Here is a 9,807-nt window from a genome sequence, read left to right on the forward strand (position 1 = left end):
TCTTCATCATCAGCCTGCGCTTCATCAAGCAAGGCGTCAATGTCGTCTATGTCCGCATCTGTGTCTTCATCATCAGCCTGCGCTTCATCAAGCAAGGCGTCAATGTCGTCTATGTCCGCATCTGTGTCTTCATCATCAACCTGCGCTTCATCAAGCAAGGCGTCAATGTCGTCTATGTCCGCATCTGTTTCTTCATCATCAGCCTGCGCTTCATCAAGCAAGGCGTCAATGTCGTTTATGTCCGCATCTGTGTCTTCATCATCAACCTGCGCTTCATCAAGCAAGGCGTCAATATCATCAGTTTCTAGATCTTCTGCCTCGTTCTGTGTGCCTTCTAACAGGTTATCTTCATCGTCACTGTCTAACTCAGTATCAGACTGCGCTTCCTCGTCAATCAAATCATCAATATCAAAGTCATCGTCGGAGCTGTCTTCGCCCGCACTCTCAACTAGCGCATCTATATCTATATCTTCTTGATCATCTGCCAATTCTTCACTAAGTGCTGCTAGCGCATCATCACTAACATCAACATCTAATTCTTCTTCGTTGAATTCAGCGCCTTCATCTAACAAATCATCAATGTCATCAGACCCAAAGTCTTCATCATCAATATCCAAAGAAACATCATCACCAGCATCATCATTTTGACCATCAAAGCTTTGTTGTAAAAAGTCATCAAGATCTTCTGGAATATCTGTCTCATTTGAATCGTCATCAAATACGATATCTTCGTTTAACAAGCTATCTAGTTCATCTTGGTCTAGTTCACTGCTGCCTTCGTCAAACGTATCATCTTCCAAAGAGTCAAACATAATGTCATCGTCTTCAGGCAAAATGTCATCGTCCAACTGTACGCTGTCTTCTATTTCGGTCTCCGGCGCCGCCGTTGGCATACCCAAATCAAGTGGGTCGGTCGCAGCAGAAGCAGCCGTTTTAGGCATAAAATCATCTTCGTCTGAAACGCTATCCTGATCCTGCTTTCGTTTACGTAAGAAGAAAATACCCGCGCCAATTGCAAGTAGAGCAGGTAAAGTAGCTAATAGGATTAACGCCAGAGGATTGCTTAATGCCGAACTGAAATCAAAACCACTTTGCGTCTTTTTTCTTTGCTCTTCCTGACGCTCTATGAGTGCAGTTTGCAGATTAATCATTGACTGGAGCTGTTGTTGGATCTCGCTGTCTTTACCCAACTGATCTCGTACGCTTTGTAATTCTTGGGATATATTCCCTAATTGCTTCTTAAGCTTATCGTTTTCTTGTAAGATTTCTTCGACATTTCGTACCGAGCTTCTAAACTGAGACTGCAAATCCATGAGCCTTGAATCTTGTTCCAGCTGTATAGACTTTAACTGCTTGGTTAAGGCATCTTGTGCCTCTTCGACATCAATTTTTCGCGCTTGTGTGACTTTTTTTTGAGCTTGTTCAATCGTTTGGTTATCGAGCATACCGCTTTTTTTCAGTTCCCAAAGCGCATCATCTTGATCTGAACGCTGTCTTGCTAGATTTGGGTCCTCTTTACGGATCTCTCCCATTGTCGGAATTTTGAGGTATGCGCCATCGCGCATGTGGTTTAGGTTTTGATCCAAAAACGCTTGCGGGTTTTTACGGTAGAGCGCACTCATAACCTGATAAATGGTTACCGACTCATCAGGTCTAACTTTCTGAGCAATACGCCAAAGCGTATCTGATGGTGTAATTGGCCCAATTGATCGACCTTGCTGACCATAGTCCACGCCTTTTGGCCCTTTAATCTGAGGCTCTTCTAGGCTATTAACTGGCAATGTGATCAATGTGAAGACAAAGATACAAAAAACGACAAAACCGCGCATGTTGGTCCTTTCAGTACTATGTTCAACATTATTTTTTTGCTAAACATCAAAATGTTGCTAACGATTGCTACTGCAAGCTCTATTCCAAGTTCAAACTATAAACCAGTTACCTTGGAATATCCATTGCAACGCATTGAAAATTAACATGCTTATATCAAGCGGGGGCAAAGTTATCAGAGTTAGAGGCGATAAGATGAGGCAAACACCTGACATTATTGCCATTGTTATGGCAATTGACGGCAAAGTGCTGCCACTTAACAGCACTTCTAAATAAAAGGACTACAAGTAATTTGCAACGAGTTCCTCAGCGATTTGCACGCTGTTAGTTGCAGCTCCTTTTCGGGTGTTATCTGATACGATCCACAGATTCAAGCCATGTGGGTGAGAAATATCTTGGCGTACTCTGCCAACATATACTGTGTCATTACCACTGGCATCACTCACAGGTGTTGGATAATCCTGTTCATCCTCAATTAGTTCTACACCTGGAGCATCGTTGAGCAATTGCTTTACATGTTCAATATCGTACGGCATACGAGTTTCAAGGTGAACAGACTCAGCATGACCAAAAAAGACCGGTACTCTGACAGCAGTAGGGTTTACCATCACACTACTATCTCCCAAGATTTTATGTGTCTCCCACACCATTTTCATTTCTTCTTTGGTATAACCATTATCTTGAAACTCGTCAATTTGAGGGATCACATTAAAGGCGATTTGCTTGGTAAAAACTTGATTATCAAGTGGCCTTGCATTCATGAGGTTCGCCGTTTGTTTGGCTAGCTCGTCTACCGCTTCTTTGCCAGCCCCTGAGACCGCTTGATATGTTGAAACGTTAATTCGGTCAATTCCATAAGCGTCATAAATCGGCTTAAGTGCTACCAACATTTGAATGGTTGAACAATTTGGGTTAGCGATAATGTTGCGGTTACGAAAATCAGCCAAACTTTCTTTGTTTACTTCAGGCACAACCAAAGGTATGTCATATTCGTACCTAAACTGTGATGTATTATCAATCACCACACAACCCGCTTCGGCCGCGATCGGTGCATATTTTTCAGATACACTGCCCCCAGCTGAAAATAACCCGATGTGAGCCTGAGCGAAGTCAAATTGCTCAACATCCAGAACTTCAATTTTTTCACCACGAAAATCAATTTCTTCGCCTGCGCTTCTACTGCTTGCTAGAGCAAAAAGCTGGTCGACAGGGAACTTTCTTTCTTCAAGTGTCTCTATGATTTGTCGGCCTACCAAGCCTGTAGCTCCCAATACCGCCACATTAAATTTTTGCGACATAATCAATCCTCATTCTTTTCAATAACATTAAAGCCCAACGTAGTTAGTAACCCGCCGTGTTCACTCATATTTTCTATGCTCAAAGTGCTAAATTCACGACGTGGAGGATACGTTTTTCTTAGACTATCAAAACCATGGCTAGCTAAATTGGCACGCATCAAGCCATCATCACGGCGAATATCATAAACCAGATGAACTAAGCGACCTAAGTCATGCTCTGTTAAGCTTTTTTCAGTTCTACATTTGGTTAACGCCGGAACAGGCAAAAAGTCTTCTAAGTGCTTATCAACACTTTTTCCTAAACGCTGACATAGCCCTTCGTAAAGCATTTGTGTGCCTCTTGCCTTGCCCTCTTGGGTATGCCCGGCAATGTGTACGCTTGCAAAGCGCACATACTCTAGTAACTCAGTCAAAATATTAGGTTCGTTTTCCCATACATCAAATACCAGTTCTAAGCTCTTCCCTTGCTGTACAGCACTTAATAAGGCTTGATTGTCTATTACATCACCGCGGCTTGCATTAATCACAAGCATGTTGTCCTTTAATTTAGATATTCGCTCAGCATCAAGTAGATGACGCGTTTGATGTGGCCCATCCTTAATTAATGGTACATGAAACGTTACTATGTCGGCTTGCTCCAACACGCTGTCAATATCTACATGCTCATTCAGGCTACCCGCTTCGTACCTCACGGGATCACAAAGTAACAAACGCAAGCCCGTATTTATCAGCTTCTGCTGTAGGCATTTTCCTATATTACCCACACCAACAATACCTAACGTTTTTCCTTCTAGGTTTGTTCCTGTCTCTTGAGCATAGGCATACAAAGCACTTATTACATACTCAGCAACTGCAATTGCATTGCACCCTGGCGCACTCGAAAAAGCGATATTTCGCTGCGCTAAAAGTGCAGTATCCACATGATCAATGCCAATTGTCGCAGTTCCTACAAACTTTAGCTGTTGAGCTTGCGCTAGTAATTCTTCATTTACATTGGTAACAGAGCGGACTAATAATGCATCTACTCCATCTAATGACGATGCTTGTAAACTTCTACCATCAAAACGCCTAACTTCACCTAAATCTGAGAAAAACTCCTCAACCAAGGGCATATTTTGATCTGCAAGGATCTTCATTGAACATTCCAATCTGGGCACGGGAGCGATATTGTATACCTAAGCTAAGGTAGAATGCGAGTTTCCACCCACAATTCCCTTTACTTATGCTGTTTACTCTTTGACCTTCACTTTGTGAATACCAACGGCTATTCCAGCAAACATGATCATTAGTAATAACATCACCATTAACGTAGCGGTTTTTTGCTCAGGCAAAATAAGTAGTGGACTCATAATAACGGCAAAGACATTAAAAAATGCTAAGGCCAAGGCCTTGTGTACATGCGCATGATAGCCATACCAAGCACTGATCAAACAGCAGAATAAGTTAAAAAATACAGCAGGTGTATAAACATTAACGGACATCCATGTTGCAAGTAGTGACGCTGATATCACAACTATTGAAATAATCATTTAAGGCTCCTTCCTTGAACGCTTTCTCAGCTAAAACAATAGGCCCAAGCGGGCAAAAATCAACCACCTTCTCTACCTACTAAACATGATTGAGCATAAAAATTTTGCACCATGGCAATTAGCCGCTACAAAGTGGGCTTTGCCAATCTGTAGCTATTTCTAACTACTTCAAGCTAAATCACCTACAGTTAACTACTATAAATGAAGCGTTTTTTCTCTTGAAATGATCAGCCGTTAGAGCTAGTCTACCTAAGGTGGTCAGACCTCTTATAAGGAAGAACAACATGACACTCTTATTCACCCTAGCGTTGATAGTACTTGTGAGCATCGCGAGCTATCACCGAGCAAGCTGGAACGCCTCAGTAGGCGTTGCTGCAATAACATTACTTGTGGGCACTATTTTCGGTGCCTTTGGTGCTATTTCTTGGCTACTTTTCTTGGTCATAGTAGTACCTCTATCACTCACTAACATTCGCCAACAATATATTGTTGCCCCACTGTTCAAAGCGTTCAAAAAAGTAACACCAACCATGTCTGAAACCGAAAAATCGGCAATAGATGCAGGCACAACTTGGTGGGAAGCAGACTTATTTTGTGGTAACCCTGATTGGAAAAAGTTACACCAATACCCTCAATCTCGTCTGACTATTGAAGAACAAGCTTTTCTAGATGGTCCTGTTGAAGAAGTGTGCGCCATGTTGGACGATTGGAAAGCTACCCATGAGCTAACCGATTTGCCAGAAGATGTATGGCAATATCTAAAAGACAATAAATTCTTCGCAATGATCATCAAGAAACAATATGGTGGCCTTGAGTTTTCTGCTTATGCGCAATCTTGTGTACTTCAAAAACTGACGAGTAAGTCGACATTACTATCTTCAATTGTAGGTGTACCAAACTCACTCGGTCCGGGTGAATTATTGCAGCATTACGGTACCGAAGAACAAAAAGACCACTACCTACCAAGGCTCGCAAACGGTCAAGAGATCCCTTGTTTTGCTCTCACTTCACCAGAAGCCGGTTCTGATGCTTCCGCTATTCCTGACTTTGGTATCGTATGTAAAGGTGAGTGGGAAGGTAAAGAAACACTTGGTATTCGTTTAACTTGGAATAAGCGTTATATCACACTAGCTCCAGTTGCAACCGTGCTTGGATTAGCGTTTAAATTGCGAGATCCAGACGGCTTACTTGGCGATAATAAAGAGCCCGGGATAACCTGTGCATTGATCCCAACAAATACTCCGGGCGTGAAAATAGGCCGCCGCCACTTCCCATTAAACGTTCCTTTCCAAAATGGTCCAACTCAAGGCGAAGACATTTTTGTACCTATCGACTTTATCATTGGTGGTCCTAAGATGGCAGGCCAAGGCTGGCGTATGCTGGTTGAGTGTTTATCTGTCGGTCGTGTGATAACGTTACCGTCTAATTCAACGGGTGGCATTAAGTCTCTTGCTCTGGCAAGTGGAGCCTACAGTCGTATTCGTCGCCAGTTCAAATTACCGATTGGTAAAATGGAAGGTATCGAAGAAGCGCTTGCAAAACTCGGTGGCTATGCCTACAGCACAGATGCGGCAGTAAGCATGTCTACTGGTGCGGTTGATTTAGGTGAAAAACCATCAGTTGTATCTGCAATTTTAAAGTACCACCTGACTGAACAAATGCGAACATCAACCATACATGCTATGGACATTCACGGTGGTAAAGGGATCTGTTTAGGCCCAAATAACTACCTAGGCCGAGGCTATCAAGGTGCGCCAATCGCTATCACCGTTGAAGGTGCAAATATACTTACCCGCAACATGATTATTTACGGGCAAGGCGCAATTCGCTGTCATCCATTTGTACTTGCAGAGCTTAACGCTGTGAGTATGGAAGATAAACAAGCGGCTTTAGAGAGCTTCGATAATTCTCTAATGGGTCACATTGGCTTTACCATTTCTAATTTAGTAAGAACTAAGTGGCTAGCACTGACCGGAGCACGTTTCAGCAAAGTACCGTTTAATGATGAAACCGCTGTGTTCTACAGAAATGCCAGCCGCTATAGTGCATCGTTAGCACTGATGTCTGATATCTGTATGGCTGTTTTTGGCGGCTCGTTGAAGCGTAAAGAGCGTATTTCTGCACGACTTGGTGACTTGTTAAGCTACTTATATTTAGTGTCTGCTACATTGAAGCGCTATAACGACGAAGGCCGTAAGAAAGAAGATTTGCCATTCGTCCAGTGGAGCTGTCAGGAACACTTGTATCTATGCCAAAGAGCACTCGCTGACTTAATCAATAATATGCCTTCAGCGCTGCTCAGAGGCGTTCTAAAAGTGTTATTGTTCCCGTTTGGACGTCCGGTGCGCAAACCTACGGATAAACTAGAACAAAAAGTTGCTCACTTGCTGCAAACACCAAATGAGTCACGCGAACGTTTAGGTGCTCATATCTACCTTAAAGACGAACCACTTAATATCTTAGGTAAGCAAGAACAAACCTTACGTGATATTTTAGAGATAGAACCTCTATTCGATAAAGTATGTCGTGCCAAAGGTGAGAAGCTACCATTCATGCAGTTAGATAAGGTCGCACAAATGGGCCTAGAAGCCGGTATCTTGAACAAAGATGAAGCTGAAAAGCTGGGTGCTGTTGAAGCCAAACGTTTAGCAGTAATCAATGTCGATGATTTTGACCCCAGCGAGCTGACCGCAGGTCATGGTGCCAAGCCTAAATCACAAGGCGCGAGCGCCGCATAACCTCCTACATTCGTTAAAGTGAATCAAAGCCAGCGATTAAGCTGGCTTTTTTATTCCCTATATCAAAACCTTAATGAGATATACAAGCACCGATAAACTTGCCCAGCATACGGCAAGGCGCTGCGGCATAGTTACCGCACTCCACTGTAAAAGCGGCGCTACTATCAAAATCATTAGCGAAAAAACATCAAAGCTTAATAACACAACTCCAGTAAACCAAAACAAAAAGTACAACACAAATATAAACACATGTTGCGCTTTAATCAGCGCATCCAACTGTTTTAAGCTAACCCAGAAGAGTCTATGTTCATTGATATATTTTGTGGTTTTGATACACAGTGATGACCATATTAACAATGTAAAGAGACCAACCAATGGCGTATACCAATGCAACAACTCTGGCCGCTCCGCGCCAATAATCGCCACGCCCCAAACCAGTAACAGATTAATACAGATACGCCAAGCCAGTGACCAAGCGTTGTGAAAACCATACAAAACCCAAAACGACCATACCGTTAACCGTGCAGGTGAATAGGTCAGCCAAATAGGCCCGACAAAGCATGATACGAGCATAACAACATTGCACCACGCCAAATAAGTAAGGTTAGATAATGCCGCTGGTAACAGCGCTAATGTAACAACAAGGGTTAATACAACAGCTTGGGGACGATAAAGCAACATGATGCCCATACTTACCTGGGTTATCATAAATCCTACAAAGTGTGGCGCTTTCACAAGCTTATCCAGTCCCATTGCTAAAGCCAGTACTATCGACATCCAAAGTAAAGCATGACTTACAAATAATAGGGTAATATCTGCAGCAATGATGCTGGTTTTGCTTTTCATGAGGCTATGATGGAACATGCGATGGGCATTATCTAATATTGCAGGCTTTAATACATTTAGTATTAGCGCTTGGAACATCAAGCAACCCAACATTACCTGGTTAGAAGTTTGCTCACTGTCACTTTGTACTATCTTTCCTAAACCAAAAAACATGCCCCCTATCAGTCCTGGTAGGAAGATATAAAATAGTGTACTGAGCATCAACGCGAACTGATTAAGCTGCTTAAAAAGCATTTTAAGCGCATAGCGATAGGCAGTGATCCGATACCGTAAGTATGTCATTGCAACCTCTACTTTAACATTTGCCAAATAGCGGTTGGGTTACAAAACCTATGTCTAAAAACGGCTGAGGCTCGTGACTACTTATTAGCACCTGACCTGAAAATGATGTTAGCCATTGGCATATCACCTCAGTACCAGCGTGATCAAGCGCCGCACTCGGCTCGTCTAAGATCAGGTATGGTGTATTACGCATGATGGCGCTTAATAGTTGCAGTTTTTTATGATTGCCTGAAGATAAGTCTTTGACATACGTGTCTAAAAATCCAGTAAATCCAAGCTGTTCTGCCAGTTCTAAAGGCATATCACACTGCCAACTGGCACTCGTCATTGTGAGAATTTGACGGGCGGTTAAGAACTCAGGAAATGGAATTTTGTCCGATGCTAACGCGACATGCGCTTGCAATTTCGCCTTAGACTCACCAGCAAGCAATATCTGACCATGGTAATGGGGATCTAACCCAGCGATGATGGTAAACAAGGTTGTCTTTCCAAGTCCATTTTGGCCAATAACACAGCATTTAGAACAGTTGAAGTGAGTGCTATAGTTTTCAAATACTAATTTGTTGGTAAATTGTTTGCGAAGCCGCTTTATCTCTATCATTGATAAGCTCCTTTTTCGCAATATCATATCATTTTAGGGACAAAATTTAGCAGCGTAAATGTTACTATTTATATCGAAATAACTTTTTAAAAACAGTAAATTGAGTAAAAATATCTGAACTTCTGAAGGTTTTTTATTAGGTAATACGTGTTGGAAGTGTCTTATTTTGGTTAAGCGCGTAGTGCTTAATAAGTGGCGGAGTGGACGGGACTCGAACCCGCGACCCCCGGCGTGACAGGCCGGTATTCTAACCAACTGAACTACCACTCCGCAGTGGTATGTGTTTATAAAGCATCCTCTTTGATATCAAGTGGCGGAGTGGACGGGACTCGAACCCGCGACCCCCGGCGTGACAGGCCGGTATTCTAACCAACTGAACTACCACTCCGCAGAGATATCATTTTGAATTTATTTGCATTGGCGGAGTGGACGGGACTCGAACCCGCGACCCCCGGCGTGACAGGCCGGTATTCTAACCAACTGAACTACCACTCCACAGAGCAAATAAAGGATTAAAACATTGGCGGAGTGGACGGGACTCGAACCCGCGACCCCCGGCGTGACAGGCCGGTATTCTAACCAACTGAACTACCACTCCACGGTGTTTTAATCTGTGCTTTCCTTTGGCGGAGTGGACGGGACTCGAACCCGCGACCCCCGGCGTGACAGGCCGGTATTCTAACCAA

8 protein-coding genes and 4 tRNA genes are annotated in these 9,807 nt (G+C 43.1%); 2 read left to right on the top strand and 10 right to left on the bottom strand.

What is annotated here, in order from left to right; all coding sequences use genetic code 11:
• The coding region (locus tag BIW53_RS13370; RefSeq protein ID WP_281179880.1) for a FimV/HubP family polar landmark protein at positions 1-1,829 on the bottom strand (1,829 nt) is incomplete at its 3' end.
• 145 nt (positions 1,830-1,974) lie between these two features.
• Here BIW53_RS13370 and BIW53_RS21220 point away from each other — a divergent pair.
• On the top strand, positions 1,975-2,103 hold the full coding sequence (locus tag BIW53_RS21220; RefSeq protein ID WP_281179881.1) for a hypothetical protein: 129 nt from the start codon (positions 1,975-1,977) through the stop codon (positions 2,101-2,103).
• Between the two features lie 5 nt (positions 2,104-2,108).
• On the opposite strand, the gene BIW53_RS13375 is transcribed toward BIW53_RS21220, so the two are convergent.
• From BIW53_RS13375 to BIW53_RS13385, 3 genes are all read right to left on the bottom strand, one after another.
• The gene (locus BIW53_RS13375; RefSeq protein ID WP_070992514.1) at positions 2,109-3,125 is read right to left on the bottom strand and encodes an aspartate-semialdehyde dehydrogenase; all 1,017 of its coding nucleotides are present in this window, start codon (positions 3,123-3,125) and stop codon (positions 2,109-2,111) included.
• 2 nt (positions 3,126-3,127) lie between these two features.
• Positions 3,128-4,261, bottom strand: a complete 1,134-nt coding sequence (locus BIW53_RS13380) for a 4-phosphoerythronate dehydrogenase (RefSeq protein WP_070992515.1) — start codon at positions 4,259-4,261, stop codon at positions 3,128-3,130.
• Positions 4,262-4,354: 93 nt separating this feature from the next.
• Positions 4,355-4,654 carry a DUF6419 family natural product biosynthesis protein gene (locus tag BIW53_RS13385; RefSeq protein ID WP_070992516.1) on the bottom strand — a complete coding sequence of 100 codons (300 nt, stop codon included), beginning with the start codon at positions 4,652-4,654 and terminating at the stop codon, positions 4,355-4,357.
• 284 nt (positions 4,655-4,938) lie between these two features.
• Between BIW53_RS13385 and fadE the strand changes: the two genes are divergently transcribed.
• On the top strand, positions 4,939-7,392 hold the full coding sequence (gene fadE, locus BIW53_RS13390; protein WP_070992517.1) for an acyl-CoA dehydrogenase FadE: 2,454 nt from the start codon (positions 4,939-4,941) through the stop codon (positions 7,390-7,392).
• Between the two features lie 57 nt (positions 7,393-7,449).
• Here fadE and BIW53_RS13395 read toward each other — a convergent pair whose 3' ends face one another.
• The 6 genes from BIW53_RS13395 to BIW53_RS13420 form a co-directional block, all read right to left on the bottom strand.
• Positions 7,450-8,520: a DUF6136 family protein gene (locus BIW53_RS13395; protein WP_139158854.1), complete on the bottom strand. Its 1,071-nt coding sequence runs from the start codon at positions 8,518-8,520 to the stop codon at positions 7,450-7,452.
• Between the two features lie 13 nt (positions 8,521-8,533).
• Entirely contained in the window at positions 8,534-9,121 is a 588-nt protein-coding gene (locus tag BIW53_RS13400; RefSeq protein ID WP_070992519.1) for an ABC transporter ATP-binding protein, read from the bottom strand.
• 193 nt (positions 9,122-9,314) lie between these two features.
• A tRNA-Asp gene (locus tag BIW53_RS13405) sits at positions 9,315-9,391 on the bottom strand.
• Positions 9,392-9,432: 41 nt separating this feature from the next.
• Positions 9,433-9,509: transfer RNA gene (locus BIW53_RS13410), tRNA-Asp, on the bottom strand.
• 30 nt (positions 9,510-9,539) lie between these two features.
• Positions 9,540-9,616, bottom strand: a tRNA-Asp gene (locus BIW53_RS13415).
• 26 nt (positions 9,617-9,642) lie between these two features.
• A tRNA-Asp gene (locus tag BIW53_RS13420) sits at positions 9,643-9,719 on the bottom strand.
• Positions 9,720-9,807: the final 88 nt, after the last annotated feature.

It is taken from the genome of Pseudoalteromonas byunsanensis (genome assembly GCF_001854475.1).
Lineage (GTDB): Bacteria > Pseudomonadota > Gammaproteobacteria > Enterobacterales > Alteromonadaceae > Pseudoalteromonas > Pseudoalteromonas byunsanensis.

Bases quoted from the DNA above. Each gene is read 5' to 3' on its own strand.
- BIW53_RS21220 (WP_281179881.1), top strand. From the start codon at position 1,975: ATGCTTATATCAAGCGGGGGCAAAGTTATCAGAGTTAGAGGCGATAAG.
- BIW53_RS13375 (WP_070992514.1), bottom strand. From the start codon at position 3,125: ATGTCGCAAAAATTTAATGTGGCGGTATTGGGAGCTACAGGCTTGGTA.
- BIW53_RS13380 (WP_070992515.1), bottom strand. From the start codon at position 4,261: ATGAAGATCCTTGCAGATCAAAATATGCCCTTGGTTGAGGAGTTTTTC.
- BIW53_RS13385 (WP_070992516.1), bottom strand. From the start codon at position 4,654: ATGATTATTTCAATAGTTGTGATATCAGCGTCACTACTTGCAACATGG.
- fadE (WP_070992517.1), top strand. From the start codon at position 4,939: ATGACACTCTTATTCACCCTAGCGTTGATAGTACTTGTGAGCATCGCG.
- BIW53_RS13395 (WP_139158854.1), bottom strand. From the start codon at position 8,520: ATGACATACTTACGGTATCGGATCACTGCCTATCGCTATGCGCTTAAA.
- BIW53_RS13400 (WP_070992519.1), bottom strand. From the start codon at position 9,121: ATGATAGAGATAAAGCGGCTTCGCAAACAATTTACCAACAAATTAGTA.